17 protein-coding genes are annotated in these 18,859 nt (G+C 59.2%); 9 read left to right on the plus strand and 8 right to left on the minus strand.

Annotation, left to right across the window (positions count from 1 at the left end; genetic code table 11):
* Positions 1 to 247 precede the first annotated feature (247 nt).
* Together BR48_RS0100480 and BR48_RS0100485 are read right to left on the minus strand one after the other, a co-directional pair.
* On the minus strand, positions 248 to 1,837 hold the full coding sequence (locus tag BR48_RS0100480; RefSeq protein WP_036812877.1) for a DHA2 family efflux MFS transporter permease subunit: 1,590 nt from the start codon (positions 1,835 to 1,837) through the stop codon (positions 248 to 250).
* Positions 1,838 to 1,855: 18 nt separating this feature from the next.
* A complete protein-coding gene (locus BR48_RS0100485) occupies positions 1,856 to 3,037 on the minus strand; it encodes an HlyD family secretion protein (protein WP_027229539.1) in 1,182 nt (393 codons plus the stop codon).
* A 146-nt stretch (positions 3,038 to 3,183) separates the two neighbouring features.
* On the opposite strand from BR48_RS0100485, the gene BR48_RS0100495 reads away from it, so the two are divergent.
* Positions 3,184 to 3,876 carry a TetR/AcrR family transcriptional regulator gene (locus BR48_RS0100495; RefSeq protein WP_036812880.1) on the plus strand — a complete coding sequence of 231 codons (693 nt, stop codon included), beginning with the start codon at positions 3,184 to 3,186 and terminating at the stop codon, positions 3,874 to 3,876.
* 13 nt (positions 3,877 to 3,889) lie between these two features.
* Here BR48_RS0100495 and BR48_RS0100500 read toward each other — a convergent pair whose 3' ends face one another.
* Positions 3,890 to 4,294 carry a Fur family transcriptional regulator gene (locus BR48_RS0100500; RefSeq protein ID WP_027229541.1) on the minus strand — a complete coding sequence of 135 codons (405 nt, stop codon included), beginning with the start codon at positions 4,292 to 4,294 and terminating at the stop codon, positions 3,890 to 3,892.
* A gap of 178 nt (positions 4,295 to 4,472) precedes the next feature.
* On the opposite strand from BR48_RS0100500, the gene aztA reads away from it, so the two are divergent.
* The 3 genes from aztA to aztC are packed head-to-tail and all read left to right on the plus strand — an operon-like array spanning position 4,473 to position 7,120.
* Positions 4,473 to 5,303, plus strand: a complete 831-nt coding sequence (aztA, locus tag BR48_RS0100505; protein ID WP_027229542.1) for a zinc ABC transporter ATP-binding protein AztA — start codon at positions 4,473 to 4,475, stop codon at positions 5,301 to 5,303.
* Complete coding sequence (gene aztB, locus BR48_RS0100510; RefSeq protein ID WP_027229543.1) at positions 5,296 to 6,162, plus strand: zinc ABC transporter permease AztB; 867 nt, start codon at positions 5,296 to 5,298, stop codon at positions 6,160 to 6,162. Before aztA ends, aztB begins: the two co-directional genes overlap by 8 nt.
* Positions 6,163 to 6,181: 19 nt before the next feature.
* Positions 6,182 to 7,120 (plus strand): zinc ABC transporter substrate-binding protein AztC, encoded by a 939-nt coding sequence (gene aztC / locus BR48_RS0100515; RefSeq protein WP_027229544.1) that lies wholly within the window; start codon positions 6,182 to 6,184, stop codon positions 7,118 to 7,120.
* Between the two features lie 40 nt (positions 7,121 to 7,160).
* Here aztC and BR48_RS0100520 read toward each other — a convergent pair whose 3' ends face one another.
* The 5 genes from BR48_RS0100520 to BR48_RS0100540 form a co-directional block, all read right to left on the minus strand.
* Entirely contained in the window at positions 7,161 to 8,735 is a 1,575-nt protein-coding gene (locus BR48_RS0100520; RefSeq protein WP_027229545.1) for a TerC family protein, read from the minus strand.
* Between the two features lie 330 nt (positions 8,736 to 9,065).
* Complete coding sequence (locus BR48_RS0100525) at positions 9,066 to 9,617, minus strand: DUF924 family protein (protein WP_027229546.1); 552 nt, start codon at positions 9,615 to 9,617, stop codon at positions 9,066 to 9,068.
* A gap of 13 nt (positions 9,618 to 9,630) precedes the next feature.
* Positions 9,631 to 11,463 carry a monovalent cation:proton antiporter-2 (CPA2) family protein gene (locus BR48_RS0100530; protein WP_027229547.1) on the minus strand — a complete coding sequence of 611 codons (1,833 nt, stop codon included), beginning with the start codon at positions 11,461 to 11,463 and terminating at the stop codon, positions 9,631 to 9,633.
* An 87-nt stretch (positions 11,464 to 11,550) separates the two neighbouring features.
* On the minus strand, positions 11,551 to 12,402 hold the full coding sequence (locus tag BR48_RS0100535; protein WP_027229548.1) for an amidohydrolase: 852 nt from the start codon (positions 12,400 to 12,402) through the stop codon (positions 11,551 to 11,553).
* A gap of 18 nt (positions 12,403 to 12,420) precedes the next feature.
* Positions 12,421 to 13,224 carry an IclR family transcriptional regulator gene (locus tag BR48_RS0100540; RefSeq protein ID WP_027229549.1) on the minus strand — a complete coding sequence of 268 codons (804 nt, stop codon included), beginning with the start codon at positions 13,222 to 13,224 and terminating at the stop codon, positions 12,421 to 12,423.
* Positions 13,225 to 13,395: 171 nt separating this feature from the next.
* On the opposite strand from BR48_RS0100540, the gene BR48_RS0100545 reads away from it, so the two are divergent.
* The 5 genes from BR48_RS0100545 (at position 13,396) to BR48_RS0100565 (ending at position 18,859) form a co-directional block, all read left to right on the plus strand.
* Complete coding sequence (locus BR48_RS0100545) at positions 13,396 to 14,712, plus strand: sugar ABC transporter substrate-binding protein (RefSeq protein WP_027229550.1); 1,317 nt, start codon at positions 13,396 to 13,398, stop codon at positions 14,710 to 14,712.
* 162 nt (positions 14,713 to 14,874) lie between these two features.
* On the plus strand, positions 14,875 to 15,771 hold the full coding sequence (locus tag BR48_RS0100550) for a sugar ABC transporter permease (protein WP_027229551.1): 897 nt from the start codon (positions 14,875 to 14,877) through the stop codon (positions 15,769 to 15,771).
* Position 15,772: 1 nt separating this feature from the next.
* Positions 15,773 to 16,639: a carbohydrate ABC transporter permease gene (locus BR48_RS0100555; protein WP_027229552.1), complete on the plus strand. Its 867-nt coding sequence runs from the start codon at positions 15,773 to 15,775 to the stop codon at positions 16,637 to 16,639.
* Between the two features lie 5 nt (positions 16,640 to 16,644).
* Entirely contained in the window at positions 16,645 to 17,742 is a 1,098-nt protein-coding gene (gene ugpC, locus BR48_RS0100560; protein ID WP_027229553.1) for a sn-glycerol-3-phosphate ABC transporter ATP-binding protein UgpC, read from the plus strand.
* 4 nt (positions 17,743 to 17,746) lie between these two features.
* Positions 17,747 to 18,859, plus strand: a complete 1,113-nt coding sequence (locus BR48_RS0100565; protein ID WP_027229554.1) for a mandelate racemase/muconate lactonizing enzyme family protein — start codon at positions 17,747 to 17,749, stop codon at positions 18,857 to 18,859.

Raw genomic sequence — 18,859 nt, forward strand, 5'->3', positions numbered from 1 at the left:
ACGTCATTGGCTCTTTTGGACGTTCTGCTCCCCGATAAAGGTCTCTCATGTCAGTTGGATGACAGACCGATGACAAGCTGGTGAACGTCTTCTCCCTGAGCGGGTACGCTGGAGTGAACCACTTTTTTCGTGGCTTAGCAATTAATACGAAAGGTACATCTTACGCATTAGTTCGAGTAGCTTAGCTGACCCGGAAATGGCGAGGGGAACCTGCAGGCAATATGCGCCGACTAAATAGTTATTCCGTTCAGTGGCCGCCGCCGCCCCCGGGCGCTGGTGCGCCGGGTTTGCGCATGAGAATGGCAAAAACCGCGAGCGAGGCAAAGAGCAGCGTCAGGATGTAGAAAACATCCATGAACGACAGCAGCGACGCTTGTTGATGCACCATCCCCGAGACCTTGCTCAGCGCCGTTGTCGGGCCGTCGAGGCCGTTGGCCGCAAACTTCCTGGTCATGCTGTCGATGAGGTCCTGCGCTTCAGGATTACCCCAGCGAACGTTCTCCGAAAGCTGCGCATAGTGTAATGCGCCACGGTCCGTGAGAATTGTGTTGATAACCGCAAGCCCTACCGCACCGCCGAGATTACGCGTCAGGTTGAAAAGGCCTGAAGCATTCTTCAATCGCGATGGTGGCAATGTGCCGAGCGCCAGATTGTTGATCGGCACCATGCACAGCATCAGCGAGCAGCCGCGCAGGATTTGTGGAATGAGAAGCTCGTAGAAATCCCAGTCGGCGGTGAGATGCGTCATGGTCCAGGTGCCGGCGGCAAAGCCAAGGAAGCCGATCATGATCATGATGCGCGGATCCATGCGGCCGGAAAGGAAGCCGGCAATCGGTGCCGTCAGGAACATGGAAAGGCCGCTGACAAACAGCGCCTCGCCGATCATCAGCGCATCGTAGCCACGAATGCGGCCAAGATAGACCGGATAAATATAGGTCAAGCCATAGAGGCCGATACCGAGGACGAATGAGAATGCCGACCCGAACGCAAAGTTCAGGTTCTTGAAGGCGAAAAGGTCGACGATCGGCTGTTCGGCGGTAAAGGCGCGGTAGAAGAAGGTGACGGCGCCGATAACGAGCACGATGCTGCAATAGAAGATCGTCGTGTCCTGCAGCCAGTCATTGCGCGGGCCTTCCTCCAGAACGTATTCGAGCGAACCAAGGAACGCTGCCATGCCGGCAAGCCCCCACCAGTCGAACTTGCTGAGCAGCGAGCGATCGCCCTTGTCGAAGTCGATGAGGTTCCAGGTGGCGACGGCGACCAGAATGCCCGGTATGACGTTGACGAGGAACAGCCAGTGCCAGGAGAAAGCGTTGCTCAAATAGCCGCCGACTGTCGGACCGATTGTCGGCGCGAGCGTGGCGACGAGACCGATCATCGGCGAAACGATCGAGCGCTTAGAAGGCGGGAAAATGGTAAAGGCCGCAGCAAAAACGCTGGGGATCATTCCGCCGCCGATAAAGCCCTGGATTGCGCGGTAGATGATCATCTGGTCGATGTTCGTCGCCGTCGCACAAAGAATGCTGGCGAGCGTGAAGCCTGCGGCCGATGCCGAAAAGAGGACACGTGTCGAAAGCAGCCGTCCGAGGAACCCGGACAGCGGAATCATGATGACTTCGGCGATGAGGTAGGACGTCTGCACCCAGGAAATTTCATCGGAACTGGCGCTGAGGCCGGCCTGGATTTCGGCCAGGGAGGCCGAGACGATCTGAATGTCGAGAATCGCCATGAACATGCCAAAGACCATGGCGAGGAAGGCGATCGCCTTCTTTGGATCGATATGTTCGTCAGGAACCGCAGGTGCTGCGGGCCCTCCGATGGCTGCGGCTTTTGACATGATTCTCGGCCTATCCGGCTATGAGCTCGGCGTCGTGCGGGTATCGACGTCGACGACAACGCTCAAACCAGCCTGGAGCTTGCCGCTGGCAAGCACGTCGGCGGGCAAGGCGATACGGACGGGTACGCGCTGGACGACCTTGGTGAAGTTGCCGGTCGCGTTTTCAGGCGGAAGCAGCGAGAAGACGGCGCCGGAAGCGGGCGCCACGGAGGCAACGGTGCCTTCGAAGGTCTCGCCCGACAGCGCGTCGACACGTACATGCACCTTCTGCCCGACTTCGATATCCTTGAGCTGCGTTTCCTTATAGTTTGCATCGATATAGAGCGCGTTCACCGGAACGAGGGCGGCGAGGCGCTGACCCGAGCTGACGAGATCGCCCTTCTTGGCGGCAAGATTGCCGACGACGCCATCCACGGGCGCACGGATGATGGTGAAGCCCAGGTCGCGAGCCGCCTTGTCCTTGGCGAGTTGCAGCGAGGCGATCGCGCTTTCAGCTTCCTTATACTGGGCGTCGAGTACGCCGATATTGGCGTTTGCCGTGGCAATCTGCGCATCGGACGAAGCGATGTTTGCCTTTGCCTGGTCGAGAGCTGCCGTCGCGTCGTCGAGCTGCGACTGCGATGCAAAGCTCGTTGCATGAAGCTGCTTGGCACGAACCGAAGAGTTCTGCGCATTGGTCAGCACCGCCTGAGCGGCAAGCTTGCCAGCCTGGGCCTGCTGCAGCGAAGCCCTGGCGGCTTCCGTCTGCGCCTTGATACGGTCGAGAGAAAGTCTTTGCGTTTCGATCTGCGCCTCGGCCTGCTTCTCGGCAATCGTATAGTCGCCATTGTCGAGCGTGATCAGCGGGTCGCCCGCCTTAACGCGCTGGTTGGCAACGACATTGATCGTGTCGATATAGCCCATGACCTTCGGGGCAATGGCGGTGATATCGCCCTGAACGTAGGCGTCGTCAGTGGAAACCATGAAACGGCCCGTCGTCCACCATTCGTGGCCGTACCAGGCGCCTGCGCACAGGGCAGCGACAACCACGACCGGCAGGATCAAGCGCTTCTTCGAACGCTTCTTCGGCGCTGCCGGCGCTGCCGCGGCAATGTCGGCTTGCGGCGCTTCGACCTTCGCCGGAGCCTCTACCTTGGCGGCAGGAGCCGGGGCCGGAAACTGACGGATATCAGCTTCATTCTTTGCTTTGGACGCTGGCATTGAAAGGCTCTTTCTTATGGAATTCACTCTGAAAAGTGATTGAACCAATCGGTTCGATCATTGACATAGCGCAAATGGAGGCGCATATCAAGTGGATCGAACCGACTGGTTCGAAAAAGAATCGGAAATAAGGAAAATACTTTCATATGTCGTCTACCAAGCCATACGTCGTGAAGGCGCACCCCCTTTCGGATGCCGAGTTCATGACCGATGGGGACCGTCCGGGTCGTCTTGCAGCGGGCCAGGATCCGGCCAAGCGTCAGCAGATCCTCGAGGGGGCAAACCGCATTTTCTCGCAGATGGGTTTTGATGCGGCCAGCATGAATGACATCACGCGTGAGGCCGGCGTTTCTAAGGGCACGATCTACGTTTACTTCGACAGCAAGGAAGAGCTCTTCATGGAGCTCTGCAATCACTATCGCGAAGTGCTGTTTGCCGACATCTACCATGCGCTGGAAAGCGAAGGCGATCTGCGCGACGCTCTGATCGAGTTCGGCACTGCTCTGGCGACGGTCGTAACCTCCGATGTCGTCATCCGCGCGCAGCGTGTCGTCATCGGCGTTGCCGAGCGCATGCCGTCAATGAGCCGCGATTTCTACGAAAGGGGTCCGCGGCGTGGCCAAGCTCTTATGCGGGCGCTGATCGACAAGCATGTCGCCGCCGGGACCCTCGACATCGAGGACACCGAGCTTGCAACCTATCAGCTGGCTGACCTTTTCATGTCAGGACTTTTCAAGAAGCGCATATTCGGCTGCATGGCGACGCCTCCGTCGTCTGCGCTTATCCGCAAGACGGTGACATCCGGCGTGGATATTTGGCTGAAGGCTTACAAACGCTGATTGTAGAAGGCGATTAGGCTGCCGCGCAATTGGCGCAAACGCCGCGAATCTCAATCGTGGTCTTCGACTGCCTGAAGCCATTTTCGCTTGTCCACTCCCGCACGCGTCCCGTGATCACATCATCGGAGAATTCAGATACCTGACCGCATTTCTCGCAGATGGCGAAGGCGGTCATGCCATGGCTATGGCTGTGGTTGTGCGGATGCGAGCAGGCGACGAAGGCATTGATGCTTTCGAGCCGGTGGATCATGCCGTAGTCGAGCAATTTGTCGAGGGCCCGATAGACCTGGAGCGGGGCGCGGAAACCCTCGCCGCGCAGCTGGTCGAGTATCGTATAAGCGCTGAGAGGCCCCTCGGCGCGAGCCAGGGCATTGAAAACCAGCGCCTGGTTCTTGGTCAGCTCTTGCGTCGATGTCATTGCCGAAAATGCTCCTTGATCATCAGTAGCAGATAGTCAGTCTTGGGCCTTGGTGCCAGTGGATACACGATTTTCGGCGGTTCTCAAATTCGCCATTGTTGACTAATGTAATAACATCACATATCGATTTGGCAAAGCCCGCGCACTGGCGGCACCTTCAGCGAACGCAGTAGAAACAATGCCCGTACCCTGCCTGACCTTTCGCGACCTTACGCTCGGCTATCACCGGCACCCGGCCGTGCATCATTTGAATGGAAGCGTTCGCCGCGGCTCGCTTACGGCCGTCGTTGGCCTGAACGGGTCGGGCAAATCCACTCTTATGAAGGGGATTGTCGGTGTTTTAAAGCCGATGTCGGGGTCCTGTACGGTCGAGAAGGGGACGCGCATTGCCTACCTGCCGCAGCAGTCCGAACTCGACCGCTCATTCCCTGCGCGTGTCGTCGATCTCGTCTCGCTTGGCCTTTGGCCAAAGCGCGGACTGCTCGGACGCATCACCGCTAAAGACAAGGAAAGAGTATCCAAGGCTCTGATGAGCGTCGGGCTCGAAGGCTTCGAACTGCGCCCGATCGACACGCTCTCCGGCGGACAGTTGCAGCGTGCGCTATTTGCCAGGGTCCTGCTGCAGGATGCCGATCTTATACTGCTCGATGAGCCGTTCAATGCGATCGACACGAAAACCGTCAGCGACCTGATCGATCTTATCAAACGCTGGCACGGCGAGAATCGCACAATTATGGTCGTCGTCCATGATCTCGACCTCGTGCGAGAGCATTTTCCAGAGACGCTGCTCCTTGCGCGAAAACCCATCGCCTGGGGCGCATCGCGTGAGACGCTGCGGCCGGAAAATCTCCTGCATGCGCGCCAATTTCACGAGGCCTGGGAAGAGGGTGCGCCCTGGTGCGAGGACGATGACGCCCATGTAGCGGCGCACCACCACGATGATGGTCATCACCATCACGCGCATCATGATCACGAGCACCATCATCACGGGCAGCGCGACCATGTATGATTTCTTTATCGCGCCGTTCGCAGACTACAGCTTCATGCAGCGCGCCTTGCTTGGCTCGGTCGCACTTGCCCTCGGTTCCTGCCCGGTCGGTGTATTCCTGATGTTACGGCGCATGAGCCTGACCGGCGATGCGATGGCGCATGCCATCCTGCCTGGCGCCGCGGTCGGCTTTCTCCTTTACGGGCTGCAAATCGTGCCGATGACGATTGGAGGTCTTGTGGCCGGCGTCATCGTCGCGCTCGGCGCCGGCGCCGTCTCGCGCTTCACCATCCAGAAGGAGGACGCGTCGATGGCGGCCTTCTATCTGATTTCACTGGCGCTCGGGGTCCTGATCGTCTCGTTGCGCGGCTCGAATGTCGATTTGATGAATGTTCTCTTCGGAACGGTGCTCGCACTCAACAATGAGGCGCTTAGCCTGATCGGGATAATCTCCGCCATCAGCGTCGTCACGCTCGCCATTTTCTGGCGCGGCCTTGTCGCCGAATGTCTCGATCCGCTCTTCCTGCGCTCGGTAAGCCGCATCGGCACGCCGGTGCATTTCATTTTCCTCGCCCTGGTTGTCATCAACCTCGTCGGCGGCTTCCAGGCGCTCGGCACCTTGCTCGCCGTCGGCCTGATGATGCTGCCAGCCGCCGCTGCCCGTTTCTGGACGTCGCGCGTCGGACCCATGTGCGGTCTTGCCATCGTCATCGGCTGCATTTCATGCGCCGGCGGGCTTTTGATTTCCTATCATTTTGCCGTGCCTTCGGGGCCCGCCATCATTCTATCGGCCGGCACGATCTATCTGAGTTCGATCGTCATCGGCACGCGTGGCGTCATCAATAGCCGCCTGCGTCCTCACCGCCACAGAACCGCCTAGCAAACCAGGAATGGAACCCATGAAAAAAGCCTTCAAACTTGCCGCAACTGTGAATGTTATACTATTACTGAGCGGGGCCTACTCGACCGCATTTGCGGATCCGCTCAAGGTGGTCTCCAGCTTCACGGTGATTTCGGACTTCGCCAAGAATGTCGGCGGCGACAAGATCAAGCTGACGACCCTCGTCGGCCCGGACGGCGATGCGCATGTCTATGAACCGAAGCCCGCTGATGCCGCGGCGGTCGCCAGCGCCGATGTGGTGCTGGTGAATGGCCTGCATTTCGAAGGCTTTCTGCCGCGTCTCGTTGAGGCGAGCGCCACAAAGGCGCCGATCATTGAGTTGAGCAAGGGCGTCGAGCCGATCAAGAGCGCCGAGGACGAACACCATTATGAAGCGGCCAGCGGCACGCAGCACGAAGAACATGAGGCGTTCGATCCACATGCATTTCAGTCGATCAGCAATGCCAAGATTTATGTGAAGAATATCGTCGATGCCTTCTGCACGGCCGACACTGCAAATTGCGATACCTATAAAAGCAACGCGACCGCCTATACGGCAAAGCTCGACGCAACCGAAACCGAGGTCAAGGCGGCAATCGCCTCCATCCCGGAGTCGAAGCGGCTGGTCATCACGTCACATGATGCCTTCGGCTATTTCCAGCATGAATATGGTCTGACCTTCCTTGCGCCTGAGGGCATATCGACGGATTCGGAGGCCTCTGCTGCCGATATTGTCGCCCTGATCAAGCAGATCAAGGAAGACAAGGCCTCGGCGATTTTCGTTGAGAACATCACAAATCCGCGCCTCATCGAGCAGATCGCCAGCGAAACAAAGCTCAAGGTCGGCGGGACGCTCTATTCGGATGCATTGTCAAAGCCGGACGACGGTGCAAGCACCTACATCGACATGATGCACCACAATATAGAGACGTTCAAAAAGGCCATCCTCGGCAGTTGATCGCAACTGCGGTCCGGAAACGTCCGGACCGCGACTGGCGTCAGATGAAGGCTGCGGTCTGGGCCGGCGAAATGCGGACCTTGCCGATGTTGCGTCCCTCCATCTCGACGATCTCGAATTCGAGGTCGTCGACGGTGAGTTTCTCGCCCGCTGCGGGAATGTGACCCAGATTCCACAGGATATAGCCCGCAAGCGTCGTGTAGCGGTCGCCATCGTCGACCAGGTCGCGATCGATCAGGCCGCCAAGGCGGCGAATGTCGATATAGCCGTCAACGACCATGCTGCCGTCCTCGGCGCGCTCGATGACCGGACTATCCTCGCCCTCCTCGGGGAAGTCGCCGGCGATCGCCTCAAGAACGTCGGTAGGCGTGACGATGCCCTCGAACGAACCATGCTCGTCGAGCACCACGCCCATCTGCACGTAAGAGCCGCGCAACTGTTCCATGACGCGCAGCACATTGGCGTTTTCGTGGAAGATCAGCGGCTGGCGCGTCACTTTCTCCCAATCGATCTTGCCGCCGTCGAGTATGGCAAACAGCAGATCCTTGGTCAGCGCAACGCCGACAAATTCATCGACGCGCCCGCGCGCCAGCACGACGCGGCTGTGGGACAGGGTGCGGATCTCGGCAAGGAGTTCTTCGTTGGTCTCGTCGAGATCGAGCCATTCGACTTCATTGCGTGGCGACATGATCGAGCGCACCGGGCGTTCGACGAGGTCGAGCACGCCGCGGATCATTTCCTTCTCTTCCGGATGGAAGACGTCGCTTGCGGCGCTGTGCTCGGCAATGACGTCGAGCGTATCGGAATGCGGCGCCTCGGCGCCACGTCCGCCGCCGAGAAGGCGCAGCACGGCGCCGGCGGTGCGGTCGCGCAGGTCCATGGTGGTGACGTGTTTTTCGCGGTTGTGGCGTCCAAGCTGGTTGGCCGCTTCGACGAGGACCGAGAAGCCGATCGCGGCGTAGAGATAGCCCTTCGGAATGTGGAAGCCGAAGCCTTCGACGATGAGGCTGAAGCCGATCATCATCAGGAAGCCGAGACAGAGGATGACGACCGTCGGATGGCGGTTGACGAAGTTCATGAGCGGCTTTGCCGCCAGCATCATCACGCCGACGGCGATGACGACAGCGATCATCATGACTTCGAGATACTTTACCATGCCGACAGCGGTGATGACGCTATCGAGGGAGAACACAGCATCAAGAACGACGATCTGGGCGATGACCTGCCAGAAAACCGCGTTGGCGGCATTCGTTTCCTTGGCGGAAAGATGCCCTTCAAGGCGCTCGTGCAGTTCCATCGTGCCCTTGAACAGGAGGAACACGCCGCCGATAATGAGGATAATGTCGCGCCCGGAGAACCCGAAGCCTGCCACGCTGAACAGCGGGGTCGTGAGCTTCACCACCCAGGAAATCGAGGCAAGCAGCAGCAGGCGCATGATCAGCGCCAGCGAAAGGCCAAGAATGCGCGCGCGATTGCGCTGGTGCGCAGGCAGCTTGTCGGCAAGAATCGCAATGAAGACGAGATTGTCGATGCCGAGAACGATCTCGAGCACGATCAGGGTCAGGAGTCCTATCCAGGCATTGGGATCGGCAATCCAGTCAAGGGTCCATTCCATTGGAACGTCAGGTCCTTTCGAAGAAAATAATCAGCGTACAGCGCGGCGGGCGGATGCGCCGACGCGTGACAACGCGATGCCACAGCGGGAGCCGCGGGCGTGGGGGAAAACGGAATAAATAGCGCAATAGGAGTGTAGTCGCTGACGCTGCGCATGCAGAGTCAGCATGCTTCGCAAGTCCGGACTTGGAGGCTCTTCAGATTGATCGTCCGGCATCGATGCGCGGTCAGTCCCTGTTTGACTGGCTGTCAAAGTGAAAATTGCGTGTGCCAGATAGGCCTATAATGGCAGCCGCAAGGTTCGAGTTCAAGGGGTAGCCGGGTGTTTTGGCTACCCTGCAAACCCGCCGGCATCGAGAAAGGTCTGTTCTTCCTCGGTCATTGTGCGGCCGAGAATGGCGTTGCGATGCGGAAAGCGGCCGAAGCGCTGGATGATATCGTAGTGGTCATGGGCGTATTCGACATTGGCAGGCGAGCCGCCGCTGCAAAGTTCCACACACCGCCTCTGATCGTCGAGGTCTTCGGAATGCATGAAGGGCAGATAGAAGAAGGCGCGCAAGGGATTTTCGATGGAGATGTCGTGACCCTGTTCGAGGGCGCGGTGGGCATACATGCGGGCCAGCGAGTCCGTCGCATACATGTGGCCGGTATTGCGAAAGAAATTGCGGGGAAACTGATCGAGCAGCACCATCAGCGCCAGAGCTCCGTGGGGAGTATCGACCCAGTGTTCATACTCGCGGCGCGCCGCGACATAGTGGTCGTCGAGAAACTGCGCGCGGCACAGTTCATCGAATGCCTCATCCTTGGTCCACCATTTTTCCTCTCCGGCCTCGCGCCAGAAATCGACAATGGCCGTGATCTTCGCATCGTCCGTGTCAGGCATGATGATGATCCCTTCAGTTTGCGTCGGCGTTTTGCGGCGGTTGCACCCCGGCGACCTCGGGGTTGATTACCTGACCGGCGCGGCGCGGCTTGATCAGCGGGCCGGGAACCGGGGCATTGCCCTTCATGAGGTCGATGCCGGCGCGTATGCCGCCTGCCACCTGAAGGTCGAGACGTTCGGCGTCGCGCCGTCTCACATCCTCGATCACGTCGGCGGCCTCGCGCCTGTCGACGCCGAGCCCGACGAGCGTATTCTCGCCGAAGATCAGCGCCGATTCGAAGGTCTCGCGCATCTGGTAATCGACGCCGATCTTGATCAGTTCGATCGTATTGCCGCGGTCGTAGGCGCGCGCATAGATTTGCACGAGCGGGAATTCTGATTTGAGCAGGTTGGCGATCGAAAGGATTGTCTCAGCCTTGTCGACGCAAATGAGAACGGCCTGGGCCCGACCGGCGCCGGCGGCGTGCAGAATATCAAGCCGCGTGCCATCGCCGTAATAGACCTTGAAGCCGAATTGCGATGCCGCTTGGATCATTTCAACGTCGTTGTCGATGATTGAGATATCGACGCCGCGCAGCAACAGCGGCTGGCAGGAAATCTGTCCGAACCGGCCGAAGCCGATGATCAGCACGTTGCCCGAAAGGCCTTCCGCCACCTCGACCGCTTCCAGGTCCTGTTTTTCTTCTGGCATGAGAAAACGCAGGGCAACGAGAAGCAGGGGCGTCAGGAACATCGAGAAGATGATCACGGCTGTAAGAATTGCATTCGCCTGGCCGTCGAGAATGCCCACGGCCGTGGCTGTCGCATAGAGCACGAAAGCGAATTCGCCGCCCTGGGCCATGATGACGGCGCGTTCGATTGCCTCGCGGTTGGAAGATTTCAGCAGCCGTGCAACGGCATAGATCCCGGTCGCTTTCACGACCTTGAAGGCGACGACGTAGAAAATGACGGTCTTCCAGTTGGCAGCGACAACGCTCAAGTCGAGCGACATGCCGACTGCGAGGAAGAACAGGCCGAGCAAGATGCCGCGGAAAGGCTCGATATCGGCTTCGAGCTGGTGGCGGAACGTCGATTCGGAAAGGAGAACGCCGGCAAGGAACGCGCCCATGGCCATGGAGAGCCCGCTCACCTGCATCAGCAGCGCCGATCCAAGGACGACAAGCAGCGCCGCCGCCGTCATGACCTCGCGGGCGCGCGATTGCGCAAGAAATCCGAATAGCGGATTGAGCAGGTATTTGCCGGCGAGCACGAGGCCGACAATGGCTCCGATCCCTATGCCGATCGGAACCCAGTGCATGCCGCCTGCGGCTTCCACGCTCATCGGGGCGAGAAAAGCGACGATCGCCAGCAAGGGGACGATGGCCAGATCTTCAAGAAGAAGGATCGACACCATGCGCTGGCCCTGTGGCGTCGCCGTCTCGCCGCGCTCCTCGAGAAGTTGCATGACAATGGCGGTCGACGTCAGAACGAAGCCGGCGCCGGCGACAAAGGAATGCGCCACAGGAAAGCCGGTGGCGATGCCGACGCCGGTCAGAAGGAGGGCGCAGACACCGACCTGAAGCGCGCCAAGTCCGAAGATGTCCTTGCGCAACCCCCATAACCGGGAAGGCTGCATCTCAAGGCCAATGATGAAAAGAAACATGACGACGCCGAGTTCCGCCACATGCAGGATCGTTTCGGGATCGGAAAAGAACTTAAGACCGAAAGGACCGATGACCACCCCGGCCGCGAGATAACCGAGGATGGAGCCGAGGCCGAGGCGCTTGAATAACGGCACGGCGACGACGCCCGCGCCGAGCAGGACCACGACGCTTAAAAGATCCGGTCCGCTTGTCTCTACCGCCATTGTCGCCCCTGCCGTTTGTGCCGCTGATTTTACCATGGGTAAAGCGGCAGGCGGCGGCAGGCAAGCCTATTTGAACCGAGGGCAGGTTCAGCCGAGGTTCCAGATGCGACGGGCGTTCTGCGAGAAAAGCTTGCCCCGCTCCTCGTTGCTGCAGCCGGAAACGAGCGCATGGGTTGTCGCGACCCAGGTAGCAAGCCCGCCGCCAAGCGTGCAAACGGGCCAATCGCTGCCCCAGACGAGCCGGTCAAAGCGGAAACTGTCAATCACGTGATGAACATAGGGCTTGAGCGTATCCACCTGCCAAGCGTCGGCGTCCGCATAGGCAACCACCCCAGATATCTTGGCGATGACGTTGCTGCGCTTGGCGATCTCGGCAACCTTTCCGCTCCACTCGTCGAACTTCTCGCCCTTGATATCCGGCACGCCGCAGTGATCGAGGATAAAGGTGACATCCGGTGCAAGATCAACGAGCGTAATCGCCTTGTCGATCTGGCGCGGCAGGACACAGAGGTCGAAAGTCAGCCGCGTTTTGCCGAGGCTCTTGATATTGTTGCGAAACGTTGGGCTTTCCGAAAGCGCGTCTGGCATCACATGGAGCACGCGCCGGAAACCCTTCACCAGGGGGTTGGCAATCTGACGTTCGAGGAAGGCGGGAAAATCCCCGTCTTCCGGACGGCAGGAGGATATGGCTCCGGCAATAAGGCTGTCCTCTCGACGGGCAAGGCCCGCAATGTAGGCCGTTTCCGTCTCGATCTCGTGCGCGGCGACATCCACTTCCATGTGTAGCGCCTGTGCAATGCCGGCGCGGCGCGCCTGCACGGCATATTCCTCGTAGCTGAAGTCGCGGTTGAGGGAATCTGCGCCGGCAAGCCAGGGATAAGAGAGGGCAGACTGATCGATAATATGAAGGTGGGTATCGATCAAGGGCATGACTGACATGGGGAATTCCTCTTTCGGTCAGGCGTGCCGGGGCACACTTGAATGAATGACGTCGGCCCCGGCGAGTGCCGATAATTTCTGGGCCGTCGCCACCAGCATCTTGCGGGCATCGTCGATGGCTGGAGCGTTCGCAATGTTCAGGAGCTGAATATAGGGACAGGTCAGGGCGGCAATGGCGCGCCCGTCCGGCCCAAGTACCGGCGCCGAAACGTTGTAGACGCCCGCGGTCTGAGCGCTCGGCATGACCTCATATCCACGTTCGCGAATCTGGTTGAGGCGCTCGAGAAAGTCCGCAGGCTGGGCAATATCGTCCGCGTGCTTTTCGTATTCGGCAATCATCAGGGCCCGCTCATCATCCGACCTGAAGGCAAGAAGCACGTGACCGGAGCCGGTGTTGAACAGGCTGATATGCGAGCCGACGCGGATCGAGATGCCCCAGTATTCCGGGGCTTCCTGTTGGGCGATGACCACCGCCGCGCCACGATCGAAGACGCTGAGCTGGTTGGCCTGCTTAGAATTGACGGCAAGGTCGCGCATCAAGGGCGTCGCATAGGATACCAGGCGGCGTACCGGTGCATGGAGCTGCGCAAGGCCGAAGAGTTTAAGGGTTAAAGAGTAGCGGTCTCCCTCCAGCCGTGTAACGTAGCCGCGCCGCACCAGCCGGTCGAGCATACGATAAAATTCATTGGGGCTTCGCCCGAGAAACTTGGCAATTTCCGCCTGGGTGAGCCCCCCATCAATCCCGGAAAGCAGTTCGAGAATATCTAGCCCCTTGTCGAGCGCAGGCGCCCGATACCGGTCGCTGTCGTCTTCGTCCGTCATGAAAAATCTCCCCATTGAGAGTATGCATATACGAAGAGGATATTCGTAGGAAAGCGAATTCCTTGCTTGACGATAGAGCCTAATTAATGTTTGTATATGAATGAAGCGCCCATATATGGGTGTTTAACTGTGCGGGAGCCGGGGAGCGGTCCCGCTTTGGGAGGAATTTCGATGAAGTATCTTTTGGCCAGCGTTTCAGCTGGGGCTATCGCGTTGTTGGCAGCGCAGGGAGCCGTTGCGGCAGACTTGCCTGGAAAATTCGACGGCGTGACGATCGACGCCAAGCTTATCGGCGGTCAGCAGTACGAGCCCCTCTACGAGCGTATCGGCGAGTGGGAAAAGCTGACGGGCGCCAAGGTCAACATCCTGTCGAAGAAGAACCACTTCGAGCTCGACAAGGAGATCAAGTCGGACATCGCCTCGGGCAGCCTGAACTGGTGTGTTGGATCGAACCACTCGTCGTTCGCACCGCAGTATCCAGGCATCTATACCGACCTGAACAAGCTGCTTCCGGCGGAAGAAATCGCGGAATTCGTCCCCAACAACATCAAGGCCTCGACGCTTGACGGCAAGCTCGTCATGCTGCCGCGCGCGCAGTTCGACGTATCGGCGCTCTATTACCAGAAGAGCCTTTACGAGGACGACGCCAACAAGAAGGCGTTCAAGGAAAAGTACGGCTACGACCTGACGCCGCCGGATACCTGGCAGCAGGTTTCGGATCAGGCGCAGTTCTTCACCAAGGCGCCGGATTTCTACGGCACGCAGTTCGCCGGCAAGGAAGAGGCGATCAACGGCCGCTTCTATGAAATGGTCATTGCCGAAGGCGGCGAGTATATCGATGCGCAAGGCAAGCCGGCCTTCAATTCGGAAGCCGGCGTTAAGGCGCTCGACTGGTTCGTCAACCTCTACAAGGCAAAGGCTGTGCCTGCCGGCACGACCAACTATCTTTGGGATGATCTCGGCCAGGGCTTCGCTTCAGGTTCGATCGCCATCAACCTCGATTGGCCGGGCTGGGCCAGCTTCTTCAACGACCCGAAGTCGTCGAAGGTCGCGGGCAATGTCGGCATCAAGGTGGCGCCTAAGGGTTCTTCCGGCAAGCGCACCGGCTGGTCCGGCCATCACGGCTTCTCGGTCACGGAAAACTGCGCCCACAAGGATGCCGCTGCTTCCCTGGTCTGGTGGCTGACCAACGAAGACAGCCAAAAGCTCGAAGCCAAGAATGGCCCGCTGCCGACGCGCACCAAGGTATGGGAATGGGATATCGAGCAGTCGAAATCCGATCCGTACAAGTCGGAAGTGCTAAATGCGTTCCAGGAAGAGGCAAAGAGCGCTTTCCCGGTTCCGCCACTTGCCGAATGGATCGAAATTTCCAACGCGGTCTATCCGGAACTGCAGGCGGCGATCCTTGGCGACAAGACGTCAAAGGAAGCGCTTGATACCGCAGCCCAGAAGGCAACCGACATCCTGAAGGACGCCGGCAAGCTCTGATCTGATTTCAGTTTCGGGACGGTGCCGCACGCGGTGCTGTCCCGATCGTCCAATTCATCCGGCGCGGGGCAATGACCTTGCCCTGAGCTGGAAGTTTTACCTTTAAGGTCAGTGATTATTGCGCTGGCTCGCTGTCCAGGTGACGTCAGAACAAGGCATCCGATGAAATCTCTCAAACTATCAGCGCCGACACTCTTGCTACTGCCCGCGATCATCGTTCTTGCCGCCGTGATCGTCCTGCCGCTGCTTTTCTCGCTCTATTCGAGTTTTACGCCGTTCCGTCTGACCAAGCCCGAGACGATCTGGGTTCTCATCGGCTTCCGGAACTACGTCACGGCACTCACCAGCTATGAATTCTGGACGGCGTTCGGACGCACCGTTCTGCTTTTGACGATTGCGCTTAACGCGGAAATGATGCTCGGCCTCGGACTTGCCATGCTCGTCAACAAGGCAACGCACGGTCAGCGGCTCCTGCGCACACTGATGATGTTCCCGATGATGTTCTCCCCGGTGCTTGTCGGCTTCCAGTTCAAGTTCCTCTTCAATGACAATGTGGGCTTCATCAACAACGCCCTGCAATCGCTCGGTCTTGCCACCAATGCCATACCGTGGCTGATCGACGGCAACCTTGCCCTGTTCTCGATCATCGTCGCCGAGATCTGGTCGTCGACCTCGGTCTTCGCCATCCTGATCCTTGCCGGACTTCTCGCCATGCCGCAGGAGCCGATCGAAGCGGCGCGGGTCGACGGCTGCACGCCCTGGCAGACTTTTCGTTTCGTCACATGGCCGTACCTGATGCCGTTCGCGTTCATCGCCATGACGATCCGCTCGCTCGACGTTGCGCGCGCCTATGACATTGTCAAGATCATGACCGATGGCGGGCCGGCCAAGCGCACCGAACTCCTGTGGACCCTCATCGGGCGCACCGCCTATAGTGATGGCCGCATGGGGTTTGCCAATGCCATGGCCTATATCTCGATCCTGCTGTCGATCCTTTTCACTGTCTATTTCTTCAGGAAACTTGCGGCTGCGCGCCAGCAGATTGGAGCGGAGTGGTAAGATGGATCTGAATACATCCCATAGATTCAAGCGCCGCGCGCTGAAGTTCGCCCACCTCGTCGGCCTGTTCCTCGCGATGCTGGTAATTTGCCTGCCGGGCCTGTGGATCGTCCTGAGTTCGCTGCGTCCCACTGTCGAGATCATGGCGAAGCCACCGGTCTGGATTCCGCAGGAACTGTCATTCGACGCCTATCGCGCCATGTTCGGCGGGGCCGGGCAGGGTGGCATTCCAGTCATCGACTATTTCCGCAACTCGCTGATCATTTCGATTACGTCGACCATCATCGCGCTGGTTGTCGGCACCGCCGGCGGCTACGCCTTTGCCCGCTACAAGTTCAAGGGCAAGTCCGGTATCTTCCTCGGCTTCATGCTGACGCGTGCGGTGCCCGGCATTGCGCTGTCGCTGCCCCTTTTCATGATCTTCGCGCGCCTCGGCATCATCGATATGCACTTTGCCATGATCCTGGTCTATGTGGCGCTGAATGTGCCCTTTACGATCTGGCTGATCGACGGCTTCTTCCGCCAGGTGCCGAAAGACCTTGCGGAGGCCGCGCAGATCGACGGCTGCACGCGCTGGCAGGCATTCTGGCAGGTGGAATTTCCGCTCGCCGGGCCCGGCATTGCTTCCGCCGGCATCTTCGCATTCTTGACCTCGTGGAACGAGTATGCGCTTGCCTCGCAGATCACCCGCTCGGTGAATTCGAAGACGCTGCCCGTCGGCCTTCTCGATTATACGTCGGAATTTACCATCGACTGGCGCGGCATGTGCGCGCTCGCCGTCGTCATGATCATTCCGGCGCTCACCCTGACGTTCATCATTCAAAAGCATCTCGTGTCCGGACTGACGTTCGGCGCGGTGAAAGGTTAGTTCGCATGGCTCCCGTCACACTCAAAAAGCTGGTCAAGCGTTACGGCAATGTCGACGTCGTGCATGGCATCGATCTTGAGGTCAAGGATCGCGAGTTCATCGCGCTGGTCGGACCTTCCGGCTGCGGCAAGTCGACGACGCTGCGGATGATCGCCGGGCTCGAGGATATCAGCGACGGCGTGATCGAGATCGGCGGCAAGCCCGTCAACGATCTGCCGCCGCGCGCCCGCAATATCTCGATGGTGTTCCAATCCTACGCGCTCTACCCGCATATGACAGTGCGGGAGAATATGGGCTTTTCGCTGAAGATCGGCAAAGTTGCGCAGAGCGAGATCGACGCCCGCGTCAACGAAGCGGCACAGATTCTCGATCTCGGCAAATATATGGACCGTCGGCCGTCGCAGCTTTCCGGCGGCCAGCGCCAGCGTGTCGCGATGGGGCGGGCCATCGTGCGCCAGCCCGACGTCTTCCTCTTCGACGAACCGCTGTCGAATCTCGATGCGAAGCTGCGCACGCAGGTGCGAACGGAGATCAAGCGCCTGCACAACAAGGTGCAATCCACCATGATCTATGTGACGCACGATCAGGTCGAGGCGATGACGCTTTCGGATCGCATCGTCATCATGCGCGACGGCTATATCGAACAGGTCGGAACGCCAGACGAGGTGTTCAAGCGTCCGGCCACGCGCTTTGTCGCCGGCTTCATCGGTTCGCCGCCGATGAACCTCAACGAGGCCAGCGTCGCGGACGGAAAGCTCATTTTCGAGGGCGGCCAGAGCCTGCCGCTGCCGGCCGAATTCCGCAACAAGGTCGCGGCCGGCGACAAGGTGATTTTCGGCTTGCGTCCTGATGATATCTACCCGACCGGGCACGGCCTCAATTCCGGTGAAGCCACCGATGTTCACGAACTGGAGCTGCCGGTGTCGATCACCGAGCCGCTCGGCAATGAAACGCTGCTCTTTGTCACCATGGCAGAGCGCGAATGGGTTTCGCGCATGCTCAATCCGCGCGCCATTGCCGGCGGCGAGGTGGTAAAGTTCAGTTTCGACCTGTCGCAGGCGCATCTCTTCTCGCCCGAAACCGGCAAAACCTTGCGGAGCTGATACGATGGCAAAGATTGAACGCGTCGAACTGCGTATGGTGGATCTGCCGCCGAAGGTCCTGCGGACTGACGCTATCCAGAGTTTCGTCAGCCAGGAAACACCTATTGTCACCATTACCGACAGCGATGGCGCAACCGGCACCGGCTACAGCTACACGATCGGCACAGGCGGCTCCTCGGTCATGCGGCTCCTTTCCGATCACCTTGTTCCGCGCATACTCGGCAAGGATGCCGACCAGATCGAAGCCATCTGGCGTGATCTCGAATTCGCAACGCACGCGACGACCATTGGTGCAATCACGGCGATAGCGCTGGCCGCCGTCGATACGGCGCTCTGGGATTTGCGGGCGAAGAAGCAGGGCCTGCCACTATGGAAACTTGCAGGCGGCACCAAGGATCGCTGTCCCCTCTATACAACCGAGGGTGGTTGGCTGCACATTGAAAAGCAGGCGCTGGTTGACGATGCGCTGCAGGCGCAGGCCAAGGGGTTCCGCGGCGCCAAGGTCAAGATTGGCCGGCCGCATGGCTCGGAGGATCTCGACCGGCTTTCCGCCGTGCGCGATGCTGTCGGTTCCGGCTTCGAAATCATGACGGATGCCAACCAGGGCTTTACCCTCGACGAGGCCATTCGTCGTTCGCATGTGCTGCGCGATGTCGATCTTGCCTGGCTGGAAGAGCCGCTGCCGGCGGATGACATCGATGGGCATGTGCGCCTTTCATCCGCCACGGCAATCCCGGTCGCGGTCGGCGAATCGCTCTATTCGATACGCCACTTCCGCGAATATATGCAGAAGCGTGCCTGCTCGATCGTGCAGGTCGATGTCGGTCGTATCGGCGGTATCACGCCATGGCTGAAGGTCGCGCACACGGCGGAAGCCTTCGACATGCCGGTCTGCCCGCACTTCCTCATGGAACTGCATGTGAGCCTTACCTGCGCCGTCCAGAATGGCAAATATGTCGAATACATCCCGCAGCTCGACGATCTCACCCATACGCAGATGCGGATCGAGAACGGCCATGCTGTGGCGCCGTCCGAACCCGGTATCGGCATCGATTGGGACTGGGATGCGGTCAAAGGCCGGAGCGTCGACGAATTCACCACCGAGATAAGGGTCTGA

The sequence above is a fragment of the Phyllobacterium sp. UNC302MFCol5.2 genome, from assembly GCF_000686005.1.
GTDB classification, from domain to species: domain Bacteria; phylum Pseudomonadota; class Alphaproteobacteria; order Rhizobiales; family Rhizobiaceae; genus Phyllobacterium; species Phyllobacterium pellucidum.

Bases quoted from the DNA above. Each gene is read 5' to 3' on its own strand.
- BR48_RS0100480 (WP_036812877.1), bottom strand. From the start codon at position 1,837: ATGTCAAAAGCCGCAGCCATCGGAGGGCCCGCAGCACCTGCGGTTCCT.
- BR48_RS0100485 (WP_027229539.1), bottom strand. From the start codon at position 3,037: ATGCCAGCGTCCAAAGCAAAGAATGAAGCTGATATCCGTCAGTTTCCG.
- BR48_RS0100495 (WP_036812880.1), top strand. From the start codon at position 3,184: ATGTCGTCTACCAAGCCATACGTCGTGAAGGCGCACCCCCTTTCGGAT.
- BR48_RS0100500 (WP_027229541.1), bottom strand. From the start codon at position 4,294: ATGACATCGACGCAAGAGCTGACCAAGAACCAGGCGCTGGTTTTCAAT.
- aztA (WP_027229542.1), top strand. From the start codon at position 4,473: ATGCCCGTACCCTGCCTGACCTTTCGCGACCTTACGCTCGGCTATCAC.
- aztB (WP_027229543.1), top strand. From the start codon at position 5,296: ATGTATGATTTCTTTATCGCGCCGTTCGCAGACTACAGCTTCATGCAG.
- aztC (WP_027229544.1), top strand. From the start codon at position 6,182: ATGAAAAAAGCCTTCAAACTTGCCGCAACTGTGAATGTTATACTATTA.
- BR48_RS0100520 (WP_027229545.1), bottom strand. From the start codon at position 8,735: ATGGAATGGACCCTTGACTGGATTGCCGATCCCAATGCCTGGATAGGA.
- BR48_RS0100525 (WP_027229546.1), bottom strand. From the start codon at position 9,617: ATGCCTGACACGGACGATGCGAAGATCACGGCCATTGTCGATTTCTGG.
- BR48_RS0100530 (WP_027229547.1), bottom strand. From the start codon at position 11,463: ATGGCGGTAGAGACAAGCGGACCGGATCTTTTAAGCGTCGTGGTCCTG.
- BR48_RS0100535 (WP_027229548.1), bottom strand. From the start codon at position 12,402: ATGTCAGTCATGCCCTTGATCGATACCCACCTTCATATTATCGATCAG.
- BR48_RS0100540 (WP_027229549.1), bottom strand. From the start codon at position 13,224: ATGACGGACGAAGACGACAGCGACCGGTATCGGGCGCCTGCGCTCGAC.
- BR48_RS0100545 (WP_027229550.1), top strand. From the start codon at position 13,396: ATGAAGTATCTTTTGGCCAGCGTTTCAGCTGGGGCTATCGCGTTGTTG.
- BR48_RS0100550 (WP_027229551.1), top strand. From the start codon at position 14,875: ATGAAATCTCTCAAACTATCAGCGCCGACACTCTTGCTACTGCCCGCG.
- BR48_RS0100555 (WP_027229552.1), top strand. From the start codon at position 15,773: ATGGATCTGAATACATCCCATAGATTCAAGCGCCGCGCGCTGAAGTTC.
- ugpC (WP_027229553.1), top strand. From the start codon at position 16,645: ATGGCTCCCGTCACACTCAAAAAGCTGGTCAAGCGTTACGGCAATGTC.
- BR48_RS0100565 (WP_027229554.1), top strand. From the start codon at position 17,747: ATGGCAAAGATTGAACGCGTCGAACTGCGTATGGTGGATCTGCCGCCG.